Source organism: Variovorax sp. P1_G12 (genome assembly GCF_056405555.1).
In genome coordinates this window covers 296,944-319,270 of record NZ_JBFUBW010000003.1, presented here as the reverse complement: position 1 = coordinate 319,270, position 22,327 = coordinate 296,944, and the positions used below count along the sequence as shown (strand labels likewise).

The window sequence follows — 22,327 nt, the reverse complement described above, 5'->3', positions numbered from 1 at the left end:
TATCGACCCTGCCGAGGTCGATCATCTGGTTTTTGGAAATGTAGGCGCCGTTGATCACGACAGTGGTTTCATAAGTCGAAAGGTGGCATTGCAATCAGGCATGAAAATAGAAAGTGCCGCACTGAATGTCACGCGCGCCTGCGGTACCGGCTCGCAGGCAATAGTCAGTGCCGCGATGCAAATTTTGACAAAGCACAGTTCCCTGTCAATAGCCGCCGGAGGTGAGAATTTCAGCCGCGCCCCTTATCTTTCGACTAACACCCGGTGGGGTGCAGGCAGGGGAGAGTCGATGCTGATTGACGGCCTGGACTACGTCTATCGATGCCCTTTCTCGCGTGAGCTGATGGGCGAGACTGCCGAGAATTTGAGTGAGCTGCATGGATACAGCCGCCGAGACATGGATGATTGGGCCTTCATGAGTCAGCAGCGCGCAAAATCCGCAGAAGAGTCCGGATTTCTCGCGAAGCAGATTGCGCCGCTTGAAGTGCCGGAAGGCAAAAACAGTCGGCTCTTTGAAAAAGATGAATTCCCCCGCCCAAATGTTCTGCGGAAGCGTCTTTCGGAGTTGAAGCCTGCTTTCCGTGTCGATGGTCTTGTCACGGCGGGGAACTCGAGCGGAGTGACTGACGGTGGCGCGGCAATCATGGTTTTCGATGATGCGGCCGCCCACCGTCATGGGCTGAATCCACAGGCAAAACTGATCGACTATGCGGTCGAAGGCGTTCCTCCTCATCTGATGGGAATGGGGCCGGTTCCGGCTATTGCGACTTTGTTGAAACGGAACGGGCTTGGCGTCGCCGAAATTGACTATTTCGAAATCAACGAGGCTTTTTCGGTCGTGAACTTGCATGCTGAAAAAGAACTTGGGATTTCTCGCGAGAAAACCAACCTTTATGGCGGCGGAATCTCGATAGGCCATCCACCCGGAGCAACTGGTATTCGAATGACAATGACCGCCATTCAGCACCTGGCGCAGAGCGGAGGCCGCTATGCAGTCGTCAGCATGTGCTTGGGCAGCGGCATGGGAATGGCGACCCTGATCGAAAGTGCCAATTTTTGACACGACCTGCCAGTTGCGTCTTCCCGCTCCCCGAGCATTGCCTTTTCATTTGCAGCAGATCGGATTGCTGGCGCCCTAGGGCGGTCAATTTTTCCCTGTTTGCCAAACAACCGATTGCTTTTCAATGATTCCCATCCGTGCAATCCCTGAAAAGCCTCTGCTCGAGGTGGTTGACTTGAAACTCGGTTTTGGTGGCATCCGTGCTCTGGCGGGCGTTTCGTTTGCTGCACGTCGAGGTGAGATTACGGCCCTTATCGGTCCGAACGGCGCGGGCAAGACCAGCCTGTTCAACACGATCTCCGGCTTCTACAAGCCCCAGCACGGTTCCGTGCATTTCGAGGGGAACGATGTCACACGCCATGGCGCCCACCAACGCGCAGCACTCGGCTTCGCGCGTACCTTCCAGAACGTGGCCTTGTTCCGTGGCATGTCGGTGTTGGACAACATCAAGCTCGGAGGCCATACGCGTCTTCGTTCAAACCCGTTGTCGGCGATGTGGTACTTCGGTTCGGCGCAGCGGGAGGAGATGACCCTGCGGCGCGAAATCGAACGCGATGTGATCGACTTCCTCGAGATCGATCACATTCGGCACCTGCCGGTGGCCGGGCTGTCATACGGTCTGCAGAAGCGAGTGGAGTTGGCGCGCGCGCTGGCGATGCAGCCCAAGGTACTGATGCTCGACGAGCCGGTGGCAGGGATGAATCGCGAGGAGACCGAAGACATGGCGCGTTTCATTCTCGATGTCCAGGAGCAGTGGGGAGTCACCGTGCTGCTGATTGACCACGACATGGGGCTCGTGATGGACATTTCGAACCATGTCGTCGTACTGAACTTCGGGCAAGTCATCGGCCAGGGGGCTCCGGCCGAGGTGCGTACGAACCCAGAGGTTGTACGGGCTTACCTGGGCGAATCGGCCGCCCGGAAGGTGACCACATGAATCTGCCCGACATCGACTGGATCGCGCTCGCCGAGTTCAGCGCACTCGGCCTCCTCGCCGGCGGACTGCAGGCCTTGATCGCGTTGGGCTTCGTACTGATCTACAAGGGAACAGGCGCCATCAATTTCGCGATGGGCGAGTTCATGATGCTCGGCGCGTACTTCTTCTACACGGCGAACGTGATGTGGGGGGTGCCCATGGTCCTGGCACTGCTGCTGGCGCTTGCCGCTGTTGCCGCGTGCGCCGCGCTGATCGAGAAGACGATCTTGCGGCCGCTGTCGGGCCAGCCGGTGATTTCGGTGCTGATGGCCACCATCGGGTTGGCCAGCGCGCTCGGTGGCGGCGTGAACGCCCTCTGGGGCGGCGGCAAGAACTACGAGATGCCCGCGTTCTTGCCGGGCGCGCCGCTCCATATCGGCGAGGTGTTCATCCCAGGCCAGGTTCTGTGGAGCTTCTTGCTGGCGGCGCTCATCATCATTGTCTTCACGCTCTATTTCCGATACTCGACCACCGGCATTTCGATGCGCGCCGCAGCCAGCGACCCGATGACGGCGTACGTGCTGGGCATTGACGTGCGTGCCACGCAACGCCTGACCTGGGTCTTCGCTGGTGTCGTCGGCGCGGTTGCCGGGATCATCGTGGCGTCCATCACCAGTCTTTCGCCGGCCATCGGCGGCGCAGCACTTGGTGTGCTCGCGGTCATCATCCTGGGTGGACTGGACAGCATCGCCGGTGCCATCGTCGCCGGGCTCATCGTCGGGCTGATTGAAAGCCTGACCGCCGGCTATCTGGGGGGGAAGGTTCGCGACATCGTGCCTTACGTCACTGTCCTGGTGATCCTGTTGATTCGGCCCTACGGCCTGTTCGGCACGCGCCAAATAGAAAGGTTGTAGCGCATGAGAATCGGCGACTTCCGCGAGAGCTACGAACACGATCAAGCGATCTGGTCCACTCCGGTGCAGAGAGCCTGGCTCGGCCTGCTGGTCGGTGCGCTGGTGTTTTTTCCGTTCAGCGTGAACGACTACCTCGTGAGTGTGGCGTGTCTGCTGGGGATTCATGTCATTGCAACAACCGGGCTGAATATCATGACCGGCTACACCGGGTTGATCTCGCTCGGCCACGCAGCATTCATGGGCGTGGGTTGCTATACGGCGGCGTATCTGGCGCAGCGCGGCGTGCCGTTCTTCGTCACCTTGCCACTTGCCGGCGCGATGGCGGCCCTGCTGGGGCTGTTGGTGGGCCTTCCCAGCCTGCGTATCAAGGGCTTGTACCTTGCAGTGGCGACCTTGGCCACACAATTCATTCTGGTCTACGTGTTCCGCGAATGGGACAGCGTGACGGGTGGCGTGCGAGGCGTGAACCTTCCCAACGCAAGCCTGTTCGGCTTCGAGTTGCTGAACGATCGGAGAATGTACTTCCTCATCGTGCCAGTGGCGGCGTTGCTGCTGGTGGCCGCGCGCAACCTCTTCCGGACACGGGTCGGCCGCGCCTTTATCGCGATCCGCGACAGGGACATCTCCGCCGAGGTATTGGGGATCAACCTGCTGCACTACAAGCTTGCTGCCTTCGCCATCGGCTCGTTCTACGCGGGCGTGGCTGGGGCGCTGCTCGGCTATTTTTACCGGGCCATGACGCCGGAGTACTTCACGCTGACGCTGTCGATTTTCTATCTGGCCGCCATCATCGTCGGTGGCCTCGGCAGCCTGCTCGGCACGATTCTCGGCGCGGTGTTCATGACGCTGGTGCCCGAATTGCTGCGAGCCGCGGTGAGCGTCGCCACGCGGTGGTCGCCAGGCGCCACCGAAATACTGAGTTCGATCCAGCAGGTCGTCTTCGGCCTGCTCATCATCGGCTTCCTGGTATTCGAGCCACACGGACTGCTCGAAGTCTGGCGGCGTGTGCGGCGATTCTTCCACCTCTGGCCCTTCCGGGCCTGACTTCACTGAAAGCGACGAACCATGAGCAGCGAAATCAATCATGTCAACCTGTCACGCCGCCGTGCGATCAGTGCAAGTCTCGGTGCCGCCGCACTTTCCGGGTTTCCGCTTCGCGCGTCGATCGCACAAACCGGCGAAATCGTGATCGGCGCTGCCATGCCCATTACCGGCGTGTTCGCATTTGCCGGGGTGGGCCTTCATCAGGGCCTGGGCGATTACTGCGATTGGCGCAATTCCAGGGGCGGCGTGGCCGGCCGGCGCTTGCGCTATGTCGCAGAGGACTCGGCCTACAAAATGGACCAGGAGATGGCGATCTTCAAGAAGATCATGGGCGAGAACAAGCCGGCCGTGTTCTTTGGCGGTTCCACTGCTTGGGCCAAGGTGGCGGCCAAGGAGGTGGGCCAACTTGGCACAACGCTGACCAGCGGGGTCGGCTTCTCGACGGAGCTCGCCGACTCGACAAGTCACCCATATCACTTCATTGCCGCACCGACCTACGTCGCAATGGGTGAGATTCTGCTCGAGCACATCAGCCGCAACGCCCGTGGCGCCACGAAGCCGGCAGTCGCCATCGTCTACAGCGATACCGAGTTCGGACGCGACCCGATCCCCGGTATCAAGGCCAAGGCACAGGCGTTGCAGATTCCGATCGTCCTGGAAGTGGTGACCAAGCCTGGTGCGGTGGATGTTTCAAGCGAAGTGGCCAAGCTGCGCCGAGCCAAGCCTGATTTCGTGATCTTCCACGGCTATGTGCTGGCGCCGATCCCCGAGTTCATCAAGCAGATGCGCGAGGCGGGTCTGCGAGCCACCCCGATGGGCACGATCTGGAGCATGGACAAGACAACCGTCAGCACGATGGGTGCGGCAGCGGAAGGCTGGGTGGGCGTCATGCCCTACCGCTATAGCTATGACACCAAGGACGCGCCGATGATGCAGGCGATGGGAGAGTACGTTGCCAAAGTGCGTCCGAGCATGGATTACGTCTCGATCTTCAATGTCCACACATGGCTCGCAGGCATGGTTATCGCGGAGATCGTGGAGCGTTGCATCAAGGCCGGGCAGCCATTGAACGGGGCGAACATGAAGACCGCCTTGGAGAGCATCGAAAACTGGGACACGGGCGGTGTGACGGGCTTGCCGGTTTCGCTGAAGAACCACCAGATCGGCTCGGGTCGCATCTATGCCTACGACGACAAGACGAAACTGCTGCAGCCCGCCAGCGATTGGATCAAAACGGCATGATCGCCTCCCCCGGAGATGTCGCCGCCCCCGCGCAAGCCACAGCAGGCGAATCGCTGGCCGGTGCCATGGCTGAGCCGGCTCTGGTGATCGAGAACATCGAGGTGGTGTATCAACACACGGTACAGGTGCTGCGGGGGCTGTCTCTCACAGTGCCACGCGGGCAGATCGTGGCGCTGCTTGGGAGCAACGGCGCAGGCAAGACGACCACGCTGAAGGCGGTCTCCAATCTGTTGTCGCTGGAGGTGGGGCAACTGCGCTCGGGGGCGATTCGTTATCTCGGCGAGCGCATCGATTCGAAGGCGCCCCACCTGCTGGCACGACTTGGCATCGCGCACGTGCGCGAAGGCCGTCATGTCTTCGAAGAGCTCACCGTCGAAGAGAACCTGATCGTCGCCGGCAATGCCCTCAAGGGCCGGGGCGAAAAACCGGATGTGGCGCTGATCTACGAGTATTTCCCGCGCCTGAAGGATCGACGCGCCCAACGCTCCGGCTATCTTTCCGGCGGCGAGCAGCAGATGCTGGCCATCGGGCGGGCGCTGCTCGGGAAGCCGACGCTGATGCTGCTCGATGAGCCCTCGCTCGGCCTGGCACCGCTGGTGGTGCAGGACATCTTCAAGATCATCGAGCGCATCAACCGCGAGCAGGGGGTGGCGATGCTGCTGGTCGAACAGAACGCCATGGCGGCTTTCGACATCGCCCACTATGGCTACATCATGGAAGGCGGCAAGATCGTGATCGACGGGGCGACCGCCAAATTGGCGCAAGACGCCGACGTCCAGCGCTTCTACCTAGGCTATGGCGAGGGTGCGGATGAAATGGCGAGCTTTCGAAACGTGAAGCACTACAAGCGACGCAAGAGGTGGCTGTCGTGAGCGAACTCGTCGACATCGGCGAGCTGACGCTGCCGCAGCAACTTCGTCATTGGGCTCGAACGCGGCCTTCCAATGTGGCGCTGAGGCAAAAGGACTACGGCATTTGGGAACCTGTCACCTGGGCCGAGTACGAACGACAGGCATGTCACTTCGGCCTCGGCCTCGTCAAGCTCGGCCTGCAGCACAGGGGGCACTGCGCCATCATTTGCGAGAACCGCAAAGAGTGGGTCTTTGCCCAGCTGGGTTGCGGGATGATTGGCGCCGTCACGATAGGCATCTATCCAACGTCGCCAGCAGCTGAGGTCGAGTACCTGCTACAGGCCTCCGATGCAAGCGTGGTCGTTTGCGAAGACCAGGAACAGCTCGACAAGGTGCTCGAAGTGCGCGACAGGCTGCCTGCGCTCAGGCATGTGGTGGTGATCGACCCGCGTGGCGTCCAGCACTACAAGGTCGACAATCTGAAGACCTTCGACCAGATCGTTGCGCTTGGGGCCGTTTGCGAGCATGAGCGCCCGCGTCTTGTTGAGGAACGTCTGGCACATCAGTCGATGGATGACCTCGCGCTGATGATATTTACCAGTGGCTCGACCGGCAGGCCAAAGGCCGCCATGATCAGCTACGGCAACATCGCGGCAATGGCCGCCAGCACCGACGCCATTTATCACTGCACACCGTCAGATTCAACGGTTTCGTATTTGCCGCTGTGCCACGTTGCCGAGCAGATCTATACGGTCTGCCTACCCTTGCGCTGCGGCGCCGTGGTGAACTTCGCAGAGAGTTTGCGCACGGTTCAGAACGATCTTCGCGAGATCGCGCCGACGCTGTTTCTCGGCGTCCCCCGGATCTGGGAGAAGCTGCACGCCGCGATCGAAATCAGGATCCGCGAGGCCGGTTGGTTGCGCCGGCGCCTGTATCACAGCGCTCTCAAGGCGACCACGCCACTGGCTGTGCTGCCGAAGACGCAATGGTCATGGCGTCACCGTGCTGGACATGCTTTCTGGTACTGGGTCATGTTGCGCCCGCTCAGCAATTTCATTGGCTTGCGAAAGTGCCGGCTTGCCGTCTCAGGTGCGRCTCCGATCGCTCCCGACATGCTGCGTTTTTTTCGCGCCCTTGGCGTTCCCATTCGGGAAGGCTATGGAATGACCGAGACGTCCGGCCTGGTGACATTGCAGCGCAGTGCGGCATCACCGCTGGGCACTGTGGGCGGACCGACGCCGGGGGTCGAACTGCAGATCGCCGAAGATGGCGAATTGCTGATTCGCGGGGGGGCGGTCTTCAAAGGCTATTACCGCAACGAAGTGGCAACGCGTGAGGCCATCGACGCGGGAGGCTGGCTGCATTCCGGCGATGTCGCGGTGGCGGTTGGCGATGAAATCCGGATTATCGATCGCAAGAAGGACATCATGATCACGGCAGGGGGCAAGAACATCACACCCAGCGAGATCGAGAACGCGCTCAAATTCAGCCTCTACATCAAGGAGGCCATCATTATCGCCGACCGTCAACCCTTCGTTTCGGCATTGATCCAGATCGACTACGAGACGGTCGGCAAGTGGGCCGAGGAACACAGTTTGTCCTACACGCACTTCCGCACCTTGGCCGATCATGGGCGCGTGCGCGAGCTGGTGCAATCAGAGGTGGATCGCGTCAACGCGCAAATGCCACAGGTGCAGCATGTGCGCAAATTTCACCTGTTGACCAAGGAACTCGATCATGACGATGGAGAGGTGACCGCAACGATGAAGATCAAGCGCAAGAGCATCAGCGAAAAGTTCATCAATGAAATCGAGGCTCTGTACGGGGGCCGCAGTTTGGCAAGGGACTCCACATGAATTCGATACGCTTTGACGGCCGCGTTGCCGTGATCACTGGCGCTGGAGGCGGTTTGGGCCGCGCACACGCACTGTTGCTGGCCGAACGTGGCGCCGCCATTGTGGTCAATGATCTGGGGGGGAGCGTTGGCGGAGCGAGTGGCGATGCGACTGCCGCGCAGAAAGTGGTACGCGAGATCGAAGCGGCTGGAGGCCGGGCATTGGCCAACGATGACGACATCGCCAGGCCAGCCGGGGCGCAGCACCTGATCGATGCCGCCATGCAGGCATTCGGGCGCGTGGATGTGCTGGTCAACAACGCAGGAATCTTGCGTGACAAGACACTGCACAAGATGGATCCGGATGACTTCGAGGCCGTGGTGCGAGTTCACCTCCTCGGATCGACTTGGTGCTCGCGGGCGGCCATGCCGGTGATGCAAAAGCAGCAGTACGGCCGCATCGTCATGACGACCTCTGCTGCCGGTTTGTACGGCAATTTCGGTCAGAGCAACTATGGGGCCGCAAAACTGGGGGTCGTGGGCCTGATGAATGCGCTCAAACACGAAGGCGAGAAGTTCGGCATCCGCGTCAACACGGTAGCGCCAGTCGCGCTCACCCGAATGACTGAGGGATTGCCGCTTGGGCGCCTTCTTACTGAGGCCACCCCGGAACGTGTTGCGGCCGGCGTGGCATTCCTGGCTTCTGAGGCTTGTGGGCTCACTGGCCAGATACTCTCTGCGGGTGGCGGTTACTTTTCGACCGTGAGGATTGTCGAGGGCCAGGGGGTACAGGCCTCGGCAGAGGATGTATCTCCCGAATTTGTCGCAGAACAATGGGCGAAGATTTCAGATGTATCGAATGAACGCGGCTTTGACAGTGCCACGGATGCGCTGCTTGGCGTCTTCGGATCCCCCCGGCCGTGACAACGCTCACGCCGGCTTCAGGTGACAGGCGTCTGGATCCCGAGGCGCTGTTGCACCGCTCGCTGCCCACCGTGCGTCAGCGCTACGAAGCGCGCGACACCATCATGTACGCGCTGGGCGTGGGTGCGGCGCAGGGCGCTGACGCCTGGGATGAACGACACCTTCGATTCGTGTATGAGGATCGCTTGCAGGCACTGCCCACGATGTGCGCAATGCTCGGCGACCCGGGCTTCTGGATGCGCGAGCCCGACACCGGCCTGGATTGGAGGCGCCTGGTGCATGGCGAGCAAGCCATCCAGTGGTTGAATGCGCTGCCGCCGACGGGGGAGGTGATCGGTCGCAATCGGATACTGCGGATCGAGGATCGAGGTCCGGACAAGGGGGCGGCCTTCATCGTCGAGCGCGAGCTTTGCGGGGCCGACACCGGGGCATGCTGGGTACGATCATGGATGACTGTGATTGCGCGTGGCGACGGTGGATTCAGTCCGCCTGGCGCCCCGTTGCTGCAGCTTGGGGCGGACGCACTCGCGCCACTTGCCCCGCTTCCGGAGCGGCCACCCGAGCGCATGCGCCTCAGAGCGACGGCCACTCATCAACCGTTGCTATACCGGCTCAGCGCCGATCCCAACCCCTTGCATGCCGACCCGGACATCGCGCGGCAAGCAGGCTTCGAGCGACCCATCATGCATGGCATGTGTACGTTCGGGTTGCTCGGAATGTTGCTTGTGTGCGAGTTCTGCGACTTTGACGCCAGTCGGCTCACCGAGCTGCGCGCCCGTTTCACTGCCCCGCTGTATCCGGGCGAAGCGCTTCGATGCGAGTTCTGGCAGGAAGCCGGACAGGTGCAGTTCCGAGCCACCGCCGTCGAACGTGATGTTGTGGTGCTGGATCGTGGGCTGGCGCGCATTCTTCCCGATCGATTCAATTCAGGAGCCCTCCGCGATGTCTGACCTCGCCGCCACGAATGCGCCGCTGGACAGCGCAGATCACCACGCGTTTCGCAGCACCGTGCGGCGTTTCATCGCTGAAGAAGTGACACCACACCATGCCCAATGGGAGCGCGACGGTCAGGTCCCCCGTTCACTGTGGCGTCGCGCGGGCGAATTAGGCCTGCTATGCCTTTCCGTACCCGAGCAGTACGGCGGGGGGGGGGCAGATTTCAGCTACAGCGCCATCGTCGTCGAAGAGATGGCCCGTGCAGGCGCCACCGGCCCGTTGTTCTATCTCCACTCCGACATCGTTGCCCCTTATCTGCTCCACTATGGCTCCGAGGCTCAAAAGCAGTCGTGGCTGCCGCGCATGGCCCGCGGTGAAGTGATCGGCGCCATCGGGATGACCGAACCCGGCGCCGGGAGCGACCTGGGCGCGATCCGTACGCGAGCTGAACGCGATGGAGACCATTGGCGGATCAATGGTCAAAAGATCTTCATCTCCAACGGACAGATCGCCGACCTGGTTCTGCTTGCAGTCAAAACGAATCCGGCGCTCGGCACAAAAGGGGCGAGCCTGCTGCTCGTCGAGGGCGATCGTCAGGGATTCAGTCGTGGGCGGCGGCTTGAAAAAGTCGGCATGCACGCCCAGGACACGTCGGAGCTGTTTTTTACCGACGTCCGCGTGCCCGCGGACAATTTGCTGGGTGAAGAAGGTTGCGGCTTCCGCTACATGATGAACGAGTTGCCACAAGAGAGGCTGCTGGTGGCGATCACCGCCGTCGCTGCCATGGAAGCGGCTGTCTCGTGGACGCAGGAGTATGTCACCCAGCGCCAGGCATTTGGTTCCAGTTTGTCCGACAAGCAAACCGTCCGGCACCGTCTCGTCGAGGCGCATGCCAACACGCTGGTGGCACGCAGCTTCCTCAATGATTGTCTGAGGCGGCATCTCAGCGGCCAACTCGACACGACCACCGCGTCAGTGGCGAAGTTCTGGACCACCGAGATGCAATTCTCTGTGCTGGACAACTGTGTGCAACTGTTCGGCGGCTATGGGTACATGCGCGAATACCCCATTGCTCGCGCATGGGCAGATGCACGCGTGCAACGAATCTACGGCGGAACCACTGAGATCATGAAGGAGATCGTTGCGCGGGAGTTGTTCAAGCGCTGAGGAGGGTTACGCCGAAGCCGCTTCGAGAATGATGCCGCTCAGGAGCTCTTCGCGAGGCTGCACCGCGATTCGCTCAGCGGCTGAAACGCCTGGTCGCCCGGGATCACGGCCTTCACGTGGAAGTAGTCCCACGGATACTTCGATTCGGAGGGCTTCTTGACCTGCATCAGGTACATGTCGTGCACCATGCGCCCATCCTCGCGAACGCGGCCGTTGCTGGCGAACACGTCGTCGATCCGGGATTCGCCCAACTGCTTGCGGACCGCACTCGCTTCATCGGTTCCCGCCGCCTGAACGGCCCGCAGATAGCTTTGCACGGCGGAATAGGTTCCTGCATGGATCAGGTTCGGCATCCGCTTGTGCGTCGCGAAGAAGCGATGGCTCCAGGCCCGTGTCTTTTCGTTCAAGTCCCAATAGAAGGCCTCGGTGAGAAAGAGGCCCTGCGCCGCCTGCAGCCCGAGCGCGTGCACGTCGGTGATCGACCCGGACAGGGGGGGCCAGGGTCTGATTCTTCGTGAGGCCGAACTCCCGCGCCGCCTTGATGGCGTTGATCAGGTCGCCGCCCGCGCTCGCGATGCCGACCGCTTGCGCCTTCGAGGCCTGGGCCTGCAGCATGAAGGATGAGAAATCAGGCGTGCTGCGTCCTGGTAGCCGATGTCGCCGTTTCGCAAGAACCGTTTCAGCGGCCGGTCAGCGCAACAACGCGTCGTTGCATTACCACTTCGGATCGAAACAGGACCCTCATCGAGGCGCTGGCGTTCCCGCTTCTCGAGCTGAGCGAGAAGTCGGGGCACCGCACCTACATCCGCATGATCGCGAATCTGCAATTGACCGACCGAGTGTTCCTGCGCGAAGCGGTCGGAGATACCTGGAACACGGGCTACCGGCGTTGCCTCGCGCACCTCGCGCAGCAGTTGCCTCAGCTGCCGCCGCCGATCCTCGAACAGCGCTTGTCGCTCGTGAGCATCTATGGCAGCGCCATCTGGGCCGCGTGGGAAGCCGCCCTGGATTCGGAGGCTCCGAATCGCTTTTGGGAACCGACGCACAGCGTCGCCAACGTGATCGATACGCTGCAGGCGACGCTCGAGGTCGCGCCGTCCGCGATCACGTTGGCGACGCTGGCCGCGCCCCTGGTACCCGATGCGGGCCGGCGCCTTGCACGACGGTCCTCGAAGTCCGGGGATTCCACCGCCTGAGGCCTCGCAGGCGCCGGACACGCGGGTCGGGCTCAACGCGACCGGAGTTCAGCCGATCCTTTCGAGGTCGTGTCTGAAAATCAAAACCTGGGCGGCGTTTTATAACGCCAGTGCGCCACGCAACCCTGCCGCGGGCACACCGCGCCCCTGACTTCAGCGGTAGCCGCTGTCGTTCGCGTTGTGGATGATCCAGGTCAGGTTGCCGCCCGAGATGTTGCCGAGGTTGCCGCCGGCAAAGATCAGGCGTCCCTGGCCCTTGTAGGCCAGTTCGATGCGGGTGCGGTCGCCGCCGAAGTAGAAGGGAATGAAGGCCTTGCCGGTGACGTAGGCGCCCGAATCCGTCGGCTCGCCCACGAGGTCGGTCACCTGCTTCAGGCTCATGCCGATCTGCAGCCTGGTGAACTTCGAGTTCGGCGCCGGGTTGCCGGTGATCTCGCCTTCGTAGTCGTTCATGCCCTTCACGGTCCGGCCGCTGCCGGACTCGATCTTGGTGGAGTCGATCACGTTGCCCTGGGCGTCCATGCCGGGCTTCGCGGGGCCGCGGGCGGCAGGAGCGGCAGCAGGGGCCGCGGCTGCGGGGGCAGCAACCGCCGCCGCGGCGGGGGCCGCCTTGGACGCCGGCGCGCTCGCCACCGCCTCGGGCGGACCGCAGCGATCGACCTTCAGCAGCGCCCGCTTGGTGTCGGCGGACCATTCGACGCCCACGATGCGCGACGAGATCTGCCCGCCGGCGAAGGATTCGCCGTCGCACTGGAACCGCACCGGGTCGGCCGGCCGGACCGCGAAGTCGTCGCCCGCGCCCTTGACCTTGGCGACCCGGGCGCTCAGGTCCTTGCCGATCAGCGCCTTTTCGAGCTTGGCCTCGTCGCCGCGGGCCGCGCGCACGGCCTTCACGACCTGGTCGTAGCTCGTCTTGCCGGTGCTCGGGACTTCGGGCCTGACCGGCGCCGGTGCGGCGACCGGCACGGGCTCGGGCGCCGGCGCGGCCGCCGCCTGGGGTTGGCTCTGGGTCTGCGCGCAGCCTGCGGCCAGGACGGAAAGGGCGGCCAGAACCGCGAAACCGGTCGAAGGGGTTCTCAAATTCACGAATAAGACTCCTGTAACGAAGTGTTTATTATTTCAGGATCCCGCGGACCGGGGCCCAAGCCCACGGTCGCGGTCTTCTTGCATTCGCGTGGCGCGACCCCAGGTCCCTGGAACGAGACCGCCCGCCCACGGAGAATCCATGACCGACACGCTGCACATCGTGTGCCCGCATTGCCACACCACGAACCGCGTCCGCACCGAGCAGCTCGGCAGCGCCCCCGACTGCGGCCATTGCCACCAGCCGCTGTTCGCCGGCCGCTCCACGGCGCTGGACGAAGCCGCCTTCGATCGCCACGTGGCGCGCAGCGAGATTCCGCTGCTGGTCGACTTCTGGGCGCCGTGGTGCGGTCCGTGCCGCCAGATGGCGCCCGGCTTCGAGCAGGCGGCGGCCCGGCTCGAACCGCGCATGCGCCTCGCCAAGGTCGACACCGAGGCGGTTCCTGCGCTCGGGACGCGCTTCGGTATCCGCAGCATTCCCACGCTCGCGCTGTTCAAGGGCGGCCGCGAGGTGGCGCGCCAGGCCGGCGCGATGGGCGCGGCGGACATCGTCCGCTGGGCCGAAGCGCACGCGCGCTGAGCCAGCGCGCATTGGCGGGGCGACGGCTGCCGGCAGGCAGCGCCTGCGCCCCGCGGCGAGTGCCGCAGGTGACAGCCGGGGCCCCGGGCGCCACGTGAGCCGTTCTGCGTCCAAGTACATTCCTGCATCTCCCCGCCACCTTCATTCATGACTTTTGAGCGCTTGCACCTGACCGGCCCGGATGGGCGGCCCTACGTGCTCGGCCAGCGGATCGAGGTGCATGACGGCAGCGCCCTGATCGGACGCGTCCAGTCCGTCACCCCGAGCCCGGGCGGCGACGCGGTGCGGATCGAGAACTTCGTCAGCACCGACGTCGCCGACTTCCGGGCCAAGGCATTGCCGAAACTGGTGCTCGCCGAGGTGGTGACTTTCATCGCCGAGCGCTATCCGTCGATCCACGCCATCGGCATCGAGCTGAGCCGCGACATCGCGGGCTTCGAAGGGCGGCAAGCCACGCTGGCCAGCGCCCGGGCGGAGATCCTGCAGAGCATCGGCACGGCGAACGTTCAAGTCACTCCCAAGCCGCACGCGGGACAGGCCGGCCATTTCGCCGTGACGGGGATCTGGCACTACGACGCGGCGAGCATCGCCGCGCTCTCCGCAGTACTCCGGACCCAGCGCGAAGCCTACCGGGAGCGGCAGGCAGCGGAGGAGGCGGCCAGAGCGACGCCCAGGCCGACCTTGCGCCAGCTGTTGCGCAGGGACCGTTGAGCGCCGCGCCACACGCCGCCGCGGTCCGACGGGTCGAGCGACAGGTCGAGGTTGCGCGGCCGCATCATGGTGTCCGGAACAGCGGCCGAACCCGGGGAGAGCGCTGCACTGCATCCTTAAAATGAGGGACTCGCGGGTGGTGTCGCAGGCCAGCGCGCCGCTGAGCAACCGCGAACTGGCCGGCCGGATGATGGAAACGGTGCGCGTGATCGCCAAGGAGATCGGGGCTGTCGGCTGATGCGTGCCATGCAGTCCGCAAGCACCTCGAGTTCGACTTTGACTGGAGTTCATCATGCAGGTACGTGACGCCGGCCCGGGCGACATCGATGGCATCGCCGCCATCTACAACGATGCGGTGGTCAACACCACGGCGATCTGGAACGAGAAGACCGTCGATGCTGCCAATCGCGCCGCCTGGCTCGCCGACCGCCAGCGAGTCGGCTACCCGGTCCTGGTCGCGTTGGATGAGCTCGGCGCGGTGGCGGGCTACGCCTCTTTCGGCGACTGGCGCGCCTTCGACGGCTACCGCCATACCGTGGAGCACTCCGTGTACGTGCGCCAGGACTGTCGCGGCGCCGGCATCGGCCGGGCCTTGATGGTGGCCTTGATCGAGCGTGCGCGCTCGCTCGGCAAGCATGTCATGGTGGCGGCCATCGAGGCGAAGAATGCGGGTTCCATCGAGCTGCACAAGAAGCTCGGCTTCGAGGAAGTCGGCCTGCTCAGGGAGGTCGGCACCAAGTTCGGCCGCTGGCTGGATCTCGCTTTCCTCCAGCTCAAGATCGATTCGCGCACCGATCCCGACGCCACGCCCGCGGCGTGACGCCATCCGTCGGTGGCTGGGCCGCTGGCTGCGGTTCTGAGGCTCGCGACCCCGAAGCTTCCGGCCAGCGCCCTCCACCGGCGGATGACACCGGGGCAGGCTCAGCGAACCAGATTCGCGACGAAGTCGACGAGCGCGCGCGTCTTCGCGGCCACGTGGTGCCGCGAGGGGTAATACGCGTACAGCGGGAAGCGCTCGCCCGACCAGTCCGGAAAGAGCGCCACGAGCTTCTTCTGCGCGAGGAGTTGCTCGGCGCCGAGTTCCAGCATTTGAGCGATGCCCTGACCCGCAAGACACACGCTTTGCAGCGTGCCGGCTTCGTTCACCGTCAACGGCCCGCGGGTCTGGACAACGATCTTTCGCCGGCGCTGGTGGAACTCCCACGGAAACGGCCGTCCCGTCTCGGGATCGCGGAACTGGATGCATCTGTGATGGCTTGCGTCGAGCGCGTGAGGATCGGTGGGGTGGCCGTGGAGCTTGAGGTAGGCCGGCGACGCGACGGTCACGATACGGGTGTCGAGCAGCTTGCGAGCGACCAGCGAGGATGTCCGAGGGTGGCCGAATCGAATGGCCACGTCGAATCCCTGCGCGACCATGTCGCCCAACTCATCCTGGGTCAGCAGTTCCAGTTCAAGGTCGGGATGGCTGTCGAGGAAAGCGCCAAGTCGCGGGCCGAGAATCAGTCGCGAGAAGAATGGGTCGACATTCACCCGAAGGCGGCCTCGAATCGAACGAGCGCCATCCTTGGCCGAGCTCGTTGCCTCATCCAGGGCAGAGAGCAGCGGAATGACCTGCTCATAGAAGCGTCGGCCCTCATCCGTCAGCCGGACCGATCGGGTGGTTCGATCGAACAGACGGATGCCCAGCCGTGATTCGAGGCGCGCGATCGATCGGCTCACGCCCGACTGCGACATGTCCAGGGCGTCGCCGGCGCCGCCGAAGCTTTTCGCGTCGACGACTGCCGCCATGACGTGGGTTCCCTCGAGCACCTGGAGGTTGAAGCCCGACATTCATGACTCCACAGCATGAGTTAAATGAAACTCATGCTATCGCAATTCCTGCCCCGGAAATCAAGAATGGCGACAACGCAGCGCGCAGTGCACTGCGATCCGGAGAAGGAACGACGATATGAAGAATCTGACGACCCAGGGCGTCACCATCCCACGGCTTGGCTTCGGCACGTTCCGGATGCCGGGCGACGAATGTCAACCCGTCGTCGAGAGCGCGCTCGCGCTGGGCTACCGCCACATCGATACCGCCGCCATGTATGAGAACGAACAGGCGGTCGGCGCGGCGATCGCGGCATCGGGATTGCCGCGTGACGACATCTTCGTCACCACCAAGGTGTGGCACGACCAGTTGTCGCCCGACGCCATCGACCTAGCGCTCGGCCGGAGCCTCGAGCGACTGAAGCTCGATCGCGTCGATCTGTTCATGGTGCACTGGCCAGCGAAGGACATGGACCTGGCGGCGGTCCTGGAAACCTTGATGGCGCTGCGCGAGCAGGGGCGCACGCGGGCGATCGGAATCTGCAACTTCAATCTGCCGATGCTTCGCTTCGCGCTCGAACAGGTCGATGCACCCATCGCCACGCTCCAGGTGGAATACCACCCCTTCCTCGCCCAGACGCCGCTGCTCGACTATGTGCGCCGCCGGGGCATCCCGCTCACCGCCTACGCACCGTTGGCGCAGGGCCGTGCGGCGGACGACGAAACGCTGAAGAAGATCGCCCGCAAGCACGGCATGTCGGCCGCGCAGATCGCGATCGCGTGGCTGCTGGATCAAGAGGGTGTGATCGCGATTCCCAAGGCGCAGCGGCGCCAGAGCCAGCAGTCGAACCTCGACGCCTGGAACATCCGGCTCGATGAGGAGGACCGTGCCGCCATCGCCGGACTGCCGAAGGACCAGCGCTACGTCCGGCCGCCCTTCGCGCCGGCGTGGAACGCAACCCGGCTCTGAGTCCCATCAACGTGGTGACCCCAGGTGGGCGCCGACACGCCGACCAATGCGAACAACAACGACATCGGAAAGATCACTCCGCTGCCTTCGCGTGCCGAGCCACCGTGATGCCTAAGCGCGCACCACTTGTCGCGACAAAAAGCTGCAAGTCGCTACCAGCAGGTTGGCGCATTCGGCCACGTTGCCCTCGATCCGGTGCCTCGGCCCGGCGACGGCAACGGCCAGCGTTTCGTTGTTGATCGTGAGAAAGGTCGCGACCGCCCACACGTCGCTCACGTTCTCGCCTCGCGTCACGAAGTAGCCGATCTTTCGGCTTTCCAGGATGTCCTGGATCAATGCCTCGTGCTCGGTTTTCGTGGCGGAGGTGATGGGGGCCAGCTGCCGGCCTTCCAGCCAGGTGCGCAACTCGGGCTCCTTGAGGCTTCCGAGCAAGGCCTTGCCGATGGAGCTCGAATGCAGCGGCTTGAACTCGCCGGGCTTGGCCGAATAGCGGATCGAGTGAAGCCCTTCGATGACTTGCAGGTAGATCACCGATTCCGCCTGGCGCTTGCCGAGGATCACGGTTTCGCGGGTCGCGTCGCGCAGCCGCTCCAGCACCGGCGTGGCATGTTCGATGAAGGGATCCTTCGCGAGGATGTCGCGCGCCACGTCGTACATGCGCTTGGTCGGATAGAGCGCGCGCGGCCGGTTGAGCGTGTACAGGTAGCCGCGTGCCGTCAGCGTCGAGACGATGGCATGGCAGGTGCTCTTGGGAATGCCGACCGCCTCCGACAGGTCGGTCAGCGACAGCGGCCGCTGGCTCGCCTGGAACGCCTCGAAGATGTCGATCACCCGCTCGATCGCAGTCACTGTCACACCGGACATCGCGCTTCCTTCCATGAACGTCTGCAGGGCCGAAGTTCGGCCCGTTGAACAAATCGGATCAATCCGCCCCGTTTTTCTCTCGCCGTCCCATTATGTTCGTAATGCTGAACATTGGTTCTTGTTCTAGAACATGTCGGTTCATAGCATCAGCACGCAACAACTCGACGGAGACCAGACAGCGTGCAAACAAGCAAGGACATCGCAGTGGAGGAACGTGCCGGTGGCGTCGTGTGGATCACGATCGACCGGCCGCACAAGCACAACGCGCTCGCCCGGGGGGTGCTCTCCGAACTGGGGCGGGCCGTGGCCGCGGCCGGAGCCCGGCCGGACGCGCGCTTCATCGTCCTGAGCGGAGCCGGTGACCGGTTCTTCGCCGCCGGCGGCGATCTGGTCGAACTGGCCGGCGTGCGCGACGAGCCTTCGACCATCGACATGGCCGAGCAGTCGCGCGCGGCACTCGATGCGGTGCGCGCATGCCCGGTACCGGTGCTGGCGTACCTGAACGGAGACGCCATCGGCGGCGGCGCCGAGCTGGCCCTGGCGTGCGACATGCGGATGCAGGCGAAACACGCCCGCATCGGCTTCATCCAGGCGCGGCTGGCGATCTCGTCGGCGTGGGGAGGCGGGCCGGACCTGTGCCAGCTGGTGGGCGGCGCCCGGGCGATGCGAATGATGAGCCGGTGCGAGCTCGTCGACGCGCCGCTGGCGCTGCAGTGGGGCCTGGCCGATGTGGTGGTCTCGGACGGCCCGGCAGGCGAGGACGTCCAGGCCTTCCTGGAACCTCTGCTCGCGTGCGCACCCCAGGTGCTGCGCGGCATCAAGGCGCAGACCGCGGCCTGGCGCCAGGGTGCTTCCTACGAGGCCCGCCGCGCCGTCGAGCGGCAGCAGGTGCTGAAGACCTGGCTGCATGACGATCACTGGCGTGCGTCGGACAAGTTTCTTGCCAGGAGCGCGAAATGAGCGGCGACGTCGATCCGGCGGTGCCCGACCTGGAGCCGCAGCTGCGCCCCGTCAGCCCGAGCGGCATCGAAGTCCCGACCAGCGTCGGCGCAGAGGCCGTGCAGGCCGACAATATCGGCGCGGCCGGAGAGTACCCCTTCACGCGCGGGATCTTCCCCGACGGGTATCAGGGGCGCCTCTGGACCATCCGCCAGTACTCGGGCTTCGGCACCGCCGAGGAATCCAACGAGCGCTACAAGTTCCTGCTGGAAAAAGGGCAGACGGGCCTGTCGGTGGCGCTCGACCTGCCCACCCAGTGCGGCCTGGATCCGGTCCACCCGATGGCGCGGCCGGAGATCGGCAAGGTCGGCGTGTCGCTGTCCAACCTGAGCGAGGCGGAGATCCTGTTCAAGGGCCTCGACCTGTCGAAGATATCGACCTCGTTCACCATCAACGGGACGGCCGCCATCGTCTATGCGATGTACCTGGCCGTGGCCGACAAGCAGAACGTTCCGCGCAGCAAGCTGACCGGAACGATCCAGAACGACATCCTGAAGGAGTACGTCGCGCGCGGTACCTGGATCTTCCCGGTGCGCCCGTCGATGCGCCTGATCGCGGACTCGATTCTCTATTCCAACGACGTTTCGCCGCGCTTCAATCCGATCAGCATCGCGGGCGCCCATGTGCGCGACGCCGGCGCGACGGCGGCCGAGGAGATGGCCTACACCCTGGCCAACGGCCTGGCCTACGTGGACGAATTGCAGGCCCGCGGCGGCGACGTGGAGAAGTTCGCCAAGCGCCTGTCGTTCTTCTTCTACGTCCACATGGACTTCTTCGACGAGATCGCCAAGTTCCGCGCCGGCCGGCGACTGTGGGCGCGCCTGATGAAGGAACGCTACGGCGTGCAGGACCCGAAGGCCCAGCACTTCCGCTTCGGCGTGGTCTGCGGCGGCTCGTCGCTGGTCGCACCACAGCCCTACAACAACGTGGTGCGCGTGGCGGTGGAAACGATGGCGGCGGTGCTGGGCGGCGCGCAGTCCATCTTCACCTGCGCGTTCGACGAGGCCTTCCAGATTCCCACCGAGTCCTCGGCCGAGCTGGCCGTGCGCACGCAGCAGATCATCGCCTTCGAGAGCGGCATCGGGCGCACGGTCGATCCCCTGGGCGGCAGCTACTTCCTGGAGCAGCACACCGACCGGATGGAGCAGCAGATCACCCAGGTGATGGGCGAGATCGATGCCTACGGCGGCGTGGTCCGGGCCATCGAGGACGGGTGGATCCAGTTGCGGCTCGCCGAGCGCGGGCTCGAGCGCAAGCTCGACACCGATTCGGGCCGCAACGTGATCGTCGGCCAGAACCATTTCAAGAAGGCGGACGAGGAGATCAAGGTGGGCGAGGTGTTCACGCTCGACCCGACCGTGGCCCAGCGCGCGCTCGAAAAATTCCAACGGGTGCTCGACACGCGCCGGCAGTCGGAGGTCGACCGCTCGCTGGCCGGGCTGTCCGCGGCGGCGGCCAAGGACAACGTCAACATCATGCCCTACCTCGTCGAGTGCTGCCACGCCTACGCCACCGTCGGCGAAATGGTGGCGCGCCTGAAAGAGCAATGGGGCGAATTCAAGGAACCGGTGAACCTATGAGTGCGCAACAGACCTCCGCCGCGCTGGCGGCGAAGCGGATACTGATCGGCAAGCCCGGTCTCGACGGTCACGACATCGGCGCCAAGATCATCGCGCTGACGCTGCGCAACGCCGGCGCGGAGGTGATCTACACCGGCCTGCGTCGCAGTCCGCTGCAGATCGCGCAGGTGGCGGTGGACGAGGGCGTCGACGCGGTGGGCCTGAGCATCCTGTCGGGCAGCCACAAGGAGCTGGTGGCCGAAGTCATCGCGCAGCTGCGCGAACTCAGGGCGCACGACGTGAAGGTCTTCGTCGGCGGCACCATCCCGGCCGAGGACCAGCCCTACCTGCGCGACCTCGGCGTCACGGCGATCTTCACCGCCGACATGCCGCTGGACGTCGTCGTCCGTTCGCTGGCGAAGAGTCTCGCATGAACGCGCCGCTCGCGGGAATCCGGATCGTGGAGGTCGGCCACATGCTGGCCGGCCCCTATTGCGGCCTGATGCTGGCCGACATGGGCGCCGAAGTCATCAAGATCGAGACGCCCGAGGGCGACATCGGCCGCACCGTCAGCCCCCACTTCGTGGGGCCGCACAACGCCTACTTCGCGAGCCTCAACCGCAACAAGAAGAGTGTCGTGCTCGACCTGGCCAGCGACGAGGGGCGCGCGGCGCTGGGCCGCATCGTCGAGACCTCGCATGCGCTCGTGACGAACCTGCGGCCCTCGGCGATCCGCAAGCTCGGCCTCACCTACGACGCGCTTCGGGAATGGAACGAGCGCCTGGTCTGCGTCGCCCTGACGGGTTACGGCCTCGACGGGCCGTATGCGGACAACCCGGCCTACGACTACGTCATTCAGGCGATGACGGGCGTGATGGCGCTGACCGGCGACCCCGAGGCGCCGCCCACCAAGGCCGGCTACTCCGCGGTCGACAACTCGGCCGGGCTGGTGGCCGCGGTGGGATTGCTGGCCAAGATCGTGCAGGGCCAGGGCGGCCAGGTCGACGTCGCGATGTACGACGTGATGCTCTCGCAGCTCAACTACCTCGCGGGCGCCGCGCTCAACGCCGGCGAGATCATCGAGCGGCTGGCGGATTCGTCGCACCCCTACGTCGTTCCGGCGCAGATCTTCGCGACGGCCGAGGGGTGGCTCACCCTGTTCATCACCCACGACAAGTTCTGGAAGACCTTCTGCGGGGAGATCGGGCGTCCGGAGTGGATCGTGGACCGGAAGTTCGCGACCATGGCCGGGAGGCGGGCGCATCGGGCCGAAGTCATCGGCGCGATCGCCAGCGTGCTGCGCCAGGCCTCCGCGGCCGAATGGGTGCGCCGCCTGAGCCCGCTGGGCGTGGTGGTGGCCGAGGTCGGCACGCTCAACGCCGCCCTGCACAGCGACATCGCCGCCGCGCGCTCGCTGGTCGTGTCCTTGGGCGACGGCAGCCTGCCGCTGCAGGCGGTGGCCAGCCCGATCCGCTTCCAGGGCTTCTCGCCGAGCTACGGCTTGCCGCCCCTGCTGGACGAGCACGGCGACGAAGTGCTGGGGAGGGTCGCGTTGTGAGCGCCGCGCCGGGCCGCCCCAAGCAAGCTCGCACCCCCTCGGGGGGCAGCGAGGACACGCAGTGCCGAGCGCGGGGGCTCGTATGAGCGCCGCGCCGGGCCGCCCCAAGC

The 22,327-nt window shown here is 64.3% G+C and carries 23 protein-coding genes and 1 pseudogene; 19 read left to right on the top strand and 5 right to left on the bottom strand.

Features of this window, described 5'->3' with window-relative positions; genetic code table 11:
- The 10 genes from AC1D2O_RS05595 to AC1D2O_RS05550 all read left to right on the top strand — a co-directional run.
- The coding region (locus AC1D2O_RS05595; RefSeq protein ID WP_478156440.1) for a thiolase family protein at window positions 1-1,060 on the top strand (1,060 nt) is incomplete at its 5' end.
- Between the two features lie 124 nt (window positions 1,061-1,184).
- A complete protein-coding gene (locus AC1D2O_RS05590) occupies window positions 1,185-1,997 on the top strand; it encodes an ABC transporter ATP-binding protein (RefSeq protein WP_477650182.1) in 813 nt (270 codons plus the stop codon).
- On the top strand, window positions 1,994-2,890 hold the full coding sequence (locus AC1D2O_RS05585; RefSeq protein WP_477650183.1) for a branched-chain amino acid ABC transporter permease: 897 nt from the start codon (window positions 1,994-1,996) through the stop codon (window positions 2,888-2,890). The genes AC1D2O_RS05590 and AC1D2O_RS05585 overlap by 4 nt, the downstream gene beginning before the upstream one ends.
- 3 nt (window positions 2,891-2,893) lie before the next feature.
- The gene (locus AC1D2O_RS05580) at window positions 2,894-3,934 is read left to right on the top strand and encodes a branched-chain amino acid ABC transporter permease (protein WP_478156438.1); all 1,041 of its coding nucleotides are present in this window, start codon (window positions 2,894-2,896) and stop codon (window positions 3,932-3,934) included.
- A 21-nt stretch (window positions 3,935-3,955) separates the two neighbouring features.
- The gene (locus AC1D2O_RS05575) at window positions 3,956-5,176 is read left to right on the top strand and encodes an ABC transporter substrate-binding protein (RefSeq protein WP_477650185.1); all 1,221 of its coding nucleotides are present in this window, start codon (window positions 3,956-3,958) and stop codon (window positions 5,174-5,176) included.
- Window positions 5,177-5,241: 65 nt separating this feature from the next.
- Window positions 5,242-6,048, top strand: a complete 807-nt coding sequence (locus AC1D2O_RS05570; protein ID WP_477650187.1) for an ABC transporter ATP-binding protein — start codon at window positions 5,242-5,244, stop codon at window positions 6,046-6,048.
- Window positions 6,045-7,883: an AMP-dependent synthetase/ligase gene (locus tag AC1D2O_RS05565; protein WP_478156436.1), complete on the top strand. Its 1,839-nt coding sequence runs from the start codon at window positions 6,045-6,047 to the stop codon at window positions 7,881-7,883. The genes AC1D2O_RS05570 and AC1D2O_RS05565 overlap by 4 nt, the downstream gene beginning before the upstream one ends.
- Window positions 7,880-8,785 (top strand): SDR family NAD(P)-dependent oxidoreductase, encoded by a 906-nt coding sequence (locus AC1D2O_RS05560; RefSeq protein ID WP_478085992.1) that lies wholly within the window; start codon window positions 7,880-7,882, stop codon window positions 8,783-8,785. Before AC1D2O_RS05565 ends, AC1D2O_RS05560 begins: the two co-directional genes overlap by 4 nt.
- Entirely contained in the window at window positions 8,782-9,735 is a 954-nt protein-coding gene (locus AC1D2O_RS05555) for a MaoC/PaaZ C-terminal domain-containing protein (RefSeq protein WP_478085991.1), read from the top strand. The genes AC1D2O_RS05560 and AC1D2O_RS05555 overlap by 4 nt, the downstream gene beginning before the upstream one ends.
- On the top strand, window positions 9,728-10,888 hold the full coding sequence (locus AC1D2O_RS05550) for an acyl-CoA dehydrogenase family protein (RefSeq protein ID WP_478085989.1): 1,161 nt from the start codon (window positions 9,728-9,730) through the stop codon (window positions 10,886-10,888). Before AC1D2O_RS05555 ends, AC1D2O_RS05550 begins: the two co-directional genes overlap by 8 nt.
- 38 nt (window positions 10,889-10,926) lie before the next feature.
- Here AC1D2O_RS05550 and AC1D2O_RS05545 read toward each other — a convergent pair whose 3' ends face one another.
- Window positions 10,927-11,358 (bottom strand): ABC transporter substrate-binding protein, encoded by a 432-nt coding sequence (locus AC1D2O_RS05545; protein ID WP_478085988.1) that lies wholly within the window; start codon window positions 11,356-11,358, stop codon window positions 10,927-10,929.
- Window positions 11,359-11,440: 82 nt separating this feature from the next.
- A pseudogene (locus AC1D2O_RS05540) lies at window positions 11,441-11,503 on the bottom strand (hypothetical protein); the annotation flags it as partial.
- A 5-nt stretch (window positions 11,504-11,508) separates the two neighbouring features.
- On the opposite strand from AC1D2O_RS05540, the gene AC1D2O_RS05535 reads away from it, so the two are divergent.
- Entirely contained in the window at window positions 11,509-12,084 is a 576-nt protein-coding gene (locus tag AC1D2O_RS05535) for a hypothetical protein (RefSeq protein ID WP_478156434.1), read from the top strand.
- 153 nt (window positions 12,085-12,237) lie between these two features.
- Here the strand turns inward: AC1D2O_RS05535 and AC1D2O_RS05530 are convergent, their stop codons facing one another.
- Window positions 12,238-13,170, bottom strand: coding sequence for a hypothetical protein (locus AC1D2O_RS05530; RefSeq protein WP_478085985.1), 933 nt, complete (start codon window positions 13,168-13,170; stop codon window positions 12,238-12,240).
- A gap of 139 nt (window positions 13,171-13,309) precedes the next feature.
- On the opposite strand from AC1D2O_RS05530, the gene trxC reads away from it, so the two are divergent.
- The 3 genes from trxC to AC1D2O_RS05515 all read left to right on the top strand — a co-directional run bounded on the left by trxC (window position 13,310) and on the right by AC1D2O_RS05515 (window position 15,278).
- Window positions 13,310-13,747 (top strand): thioredoxin TrxC, encoded by a 438-nt coding sequence (gene trxC / locus AC1D2O_RS05525; protein WP_478085983.1) that lies wholly within the window; start codon window positions 13,310-13,312, stop codon window positions 13,745-13,747.
- A 147-nt stretch (window positions 13,748-13,894) separates the two neighbouring features.
- Window positions 13,895-14,458, top strand: a complete 564-nt coding sequence (locus AC1D2O_RS05520) for a hypothetical protein (RefSeq protein ID WP_478085982.1) — start codon at window positions 13,895-13,897, stop codon at window positions 14,456-14,458.
- Window positions 14,459-14,750: 292 nt separating this feature from the next.
- Complete coding sequence (locus AC1D2O_RS05515) at window positions 14,751-15,278, top strand: N-acetyltransferase family protein (protein ID WP_478085981.1); 528 nt, start codon at window positions 14,751-14,753, stop codon at window positions 15,276-15,278.
- Between the two features lie 101 nt (window positions 15,279-15,379).
- On the opposite strand, the gene AC1D2O_RS05510 is transcribed toward AC1D2O_RS05515, so the two are convergent.
- A complete protein-coding gene (locus AC1D2O_RS05510) occupies window positions 15,380-16,288 on the bottom strand; it encodes a LysR family transcriptional regulator (protein WP_478085980.1) in 909 nt (302 codons plus the stop codon).
- Between the two features lie 118 nt (window positions 16,289-16,406).
- Between AC1D2O_RS05510 and AC1D2O_RS05505 the strand changes: the two genes are divergently transcribed.
- Window positions 16,407-17,237 carry an aldo/keto reductase gene (locus AC1D2O_RS05505; protein WP_478085978.1) on the top strand — a complete coding sequence of 277 codons (831 nt, stop codon included), beginning with the start codon at window positions 16,407-16,409 and terminating at the stop codon, window positions 17,235-17,237.
- 111 nt (window positions 17,238-17,348) lie between these two features.
- Here the strand turns inward: AC1D2O_RS05505 and AC1D2O_RS05500 are convergent, their stop codons facing one another.
- Window positions 17,349-18,101: an IclR family transcriptional regulator gene (locus tag AC1D2O_RS05500; protein ID WP_478085977.1), complete on the bottom strand. Its 753-nt coding sequence runs from the start codon at window positions 18,099-18,101 to the stop codon at window positions 17,349-17,351.
- A gap of 204 nt (window positions 18,102-18,305) precedes the next feature.
- On the opposite strand from AC1D2O_RS05500, the gene AC1D2O_RS05495 reads away from it, so the two are divergent.
- The 4 genes from AC1D2O_RS05495 to AC1D2O_RS05480 are packed head-to-tail and all read left to right on the top strand — an operon-like array spanning window position 18,306 to window position 22,217.
- Window positions 18,306-19,061 carry an enoyl-CoA hydratase/isomerase family protein gene (locus tag AC1D2O_RS05495; RefSeq protein WP_478085976.1) on the top strand — a complete coding sequence of 252 codons (756 nt, stop codon included), beginning with the start codon at window positions 18,306-18,308 and terminating at the stop codon, window positions 19,059-19,061.
- Window positions 19,058-20,680, top strand: a complete 1,623-nt coding sequence (locus AC1D2O_RS05490) for an acyl-CoA mutase large subunit family protein (protein WP_478156432.1) — start codon at window positions 19,058-19,060, stop codon at window positions 20,678-20,680. The genes AC1D2O_RS05495 and AC1D2O_RS05490 overlap by 4 nt, the downstream gene beginning before the upstream one ends.
- Entirely contained in the window at window positions 20,677-21,093 is a 417-nt protein-coding gene (locus AC1D2O_RS05485; RefSeq protein ID WP_478085972.1) for a cobalamin B12-binding domain-containing protein, read from the top strand. Before AC1D2O_RS05490 ends, AC1D2O_RS05485 begins: the two co-directional genes overlap by 4 nt.
- Entirely contained in the window at window positions 21,090-22,217 is a 1,128-nt protein-coding gene (locus tag AC1D2O_RS05480; RefSeq protein WP_478085970.1) for a CaiB/BaiF CoA transferase family protein, read from the top strand. The genes AC1D2O_RS05485 and AC1D2O_RS05480 overlap by 4 nt, the downstream gene beginning before the upstream one ends.
- The last annotated feature ends 110 nt before the right edge of the window (window positions 22,218-22,327 follow it).

Bases quoted from the DNA above. Each gene is read 5' to 3' on its own strand.
- AC1D2O_RS05505 (WP_478085978.1), top strand. From the start codon at position 16,407: ATGAAGAATCTGACGACCCAGGGCGTCACCATCCCACGGCTTGGCTTC.
- AC1D2O_RS05485 (WP_478085972.1), top strand. From the start codon at position 20,677: ATGAGTGCGCAACAGACCTCCGCCGCGCTGGCGGCGAAGCGGATACTG.
- AC1D2O_RS05550 (WP_478085989.1), top strand. From the start codon at position 9,728: ATGTCTGACCTCGCCGCCACGAATGCGCCGCTGGACAGCGCAGATCAC.
- AC1D2O_RS05510 (WP_478085980.1), bottom strand. From the start codon at position 16,288: ATGTCGGGCTTCAACCTCCAGGTGCTCGAGGGAACCCACGTCATGGCG.
- AC1D2O_RS05560 (WP_478085992.1), top strand. From the start codon at position 7,880: ATGAATTCGATACGCTTTGACGGCCGCGTTGCCGTGATCACTGGCGCT.
- AC1D2O_RS05535 (WP_478156434.1), top strand. From the start codon at position 11,509: ATGAGAAATCAGGCGTGCTGCGTCCTGGTAGCCGATGTCGCCGTTTCG.
- AC1D2O_RS05575 (WP_477650185.1), top strand. From the start codon at position 3,956: ATGAGCAGCGAAATCAATCATGTCAACCTGTCACGCCGCCGTGCGATC.
- AC1D2O_RS05580 (WP_478156438.1), top strand. From the start codon at position 2,894: ATGAGAATCGGCGACTTCCGCGAGAGCTACGAACACGATCAAGCGATC.
- AC1D2O_RS05570 (WP_477650187.1), top strand. From the start codon at position 5,242: ATGGCTGAGCCGGCTCTGGTGATCGAGAACATCGAGGTGGTGTATCAA.
- AC1D2O_RS05480 (WP_478085970.1), top strand. From the start codon at position 21,090: ATGAACGCGCCGCTCGCGGGAATCCGGATCGTGGAGGTCGGCCACATG.
- AC1D2O_RS05490 (WP_478156432.1), top strand. From the start codon at position 19,058: ATGAGCGGCGACGTCGATCCGGCGGTGCCCGACCTGGAGCCGCAGCTG.
- AC1D2O_RS05515 (WP_478085981.1), top strand. From the start codon at position 14,751: ATGCAGGTACGTGACGCCGGCCCGGGCGACATCGATGGCATCGCCGCC.
- AC1D2O_RS05500 (WP_478085977.1), bottom strand. From the start codon at position 18,101: ATGTCCGGTGTGACAGTGACTGCGATCGAGCGGGTGATCGACATCTTC.
- AC1D2O_RS05585 (WP_477650183.1), top strand. From the start codon at position 1,994: ATGAATCTGCCCGACATCGACTGGATCGCGCTCGCCGAGTTCAGCGCA.
- AC1D2O_RS05590 (WP_477650182.1), top strand. From the start codon at position 1,185: ATGATTCCCATCCGTGCAATCCCTGAAAAGCCTCTGCTCGAGGTGGTT.
- AC1D2O_RS05520 (WP_478085982.1), top strand. From the start codon at position 13,895: ATGACTTTTGAGCGCTTGCACCTGACCGGCCCGGATGGGCGGCCCTAC.
- trxC (WP_478085983.1), top strand. From the start codon at position 13,310: ATGACCGACACGCTGCACATCGTGTGCCCGCATTGCCACACCACGAAC.